Origin of the sequence: Pseudomonas parasichuanensis (assembly GCF_021601385.1) — a bacterium.
In the GTDB taxonomy this organism is placed as follows: domain Bacteria; phylum Pseudomonadota; class Gammaproteobacteria; order Pseudomonadales; family Pseudomonadaceae; genus Aquipseudomonas; species Aquipseudomonas parasichuanensis.
On record NZ_BQHO01000073.1, the window covers coordinates 1 to 1,278 of the forward strand.

A 1,278-nucleotide genomic window follows, 5' to 3' on the forward strand; every position below is an offset into this window, starting at 1 on the left:
CCGGGCTTGCGTTCGATCAGCGGGAGGTAGTGCTGCCAGTCATAGCTGACCTGGTCGCGATCCAGCAAGCGGACATGGCTGGCGATCAGCGCGTCGTCAGCCACCACCTCGATTCGCGTCGGATACAAACGGCTGCTGACCCACTTACCCGCATACTCACACGGCACCGAGTAGCGGTTGCGCCCGACGCTGACCAGGCAGGTGCTGGAGACCCGCGCAGGCCGCTCGACGTAACCGTCGAATGGCGCTGGCACAGGCATCAGTTCAGCGCGCTCCAACTCCAGCACTTCGGCCACACTCAGCCCGCTGTATTGAGGGTGCGTCAGCTCGTTCCAAAGCGCGCGGCAGCGCTGGCCCAGCCAGGCATTGAGTTCCTCGAAGGAGTGAAACTGGCAGTCCTGGGCGTCTAGCCAGATACGCCTGCGGCTGTCTTGCACGTTCTTTTCAACGATGCCCTTTTCCCAACCAGCGGCGACGTTGCAGAAGTCCGGATCGAACAGGTAATGCGCGCACATCACCGCAAAGCGCGCATTCACCGCCCGGCCTTTGCCCTTATTGACCTTGTCGACGGCGGTCTTCATGTTGTCGTAGATGCCCCGGCGCGGCACGCCGCCCAAGGAGCCGAACGAGCGTGTATGGGCGTCAAATAACATCTCATGGCCCTGGCTCGGATACGCCACAAGCCAGAACGCACGGCTGGCACACAGCTTCAGATGTGCCACCTGCATACGCCGGTAAATGCCGCCGACCAGCAAGCCTTCCTCGCTCCAGTCAAACTGAAACGCCTCGCCAAGAGCAAAGGTCAGCGGCACAAAGGCCTGCGACGCCTTGCCCTGTCCCCCTCGCCAGGCACGGATAAACGCGGTGAGCTGGCTGTAGCCACCGTCATAACCTTCGGCTTTGATTTGCGCCAACAGCGCCTTGGCACTGCGCCGCTGTTGCTTGGGCCGCAGCGAATCGGCTTTTAGCGCCTGCTCCAGCGTGGCGTGAAAAGGGCTGAGTTTGTTGAAGATCGCGCGGCGTTGGTAGACCGGCGGCTTGGCCTCAGGTGCTCTGACCCACTTGCGAATCGTGTTGCGCGCCAACCCGGTGCGCTTGGCTATCTCATGCAGCGACAGCTTGTCGCGGAAATACATCCGGCGAATTTTGCCCATCATTTCCATACTGATCACCCTGTGTTCTCCTGCTCAAAAATTGAGCAGAAGCAGTTGAACACCTGGGTCAGTTTTCAGTCGGCAGAACAGCCTCTACTGGGTCAGTTTTCGGTCAGCGGCAACA

1 protein-coding gene is annotated in these 1,278 nt (G+C 60.5%); it reads right to left on the minus strand.

Translation table 11 applies throughout. The annotated features are described in order from the left end of the window. Nucleotides 1–1,163: IS21-like element ISPst3 family transposase (istA, locus tag L6D77_RS26990; RefSeq protein WP_232885666.1), on the minus strand; the 1,163-nt coding region annotated here is incomplete at its 3' end. Between the last annotated feature and the right edge of the window lie 115 nt (nucleotides 1,164–1,278).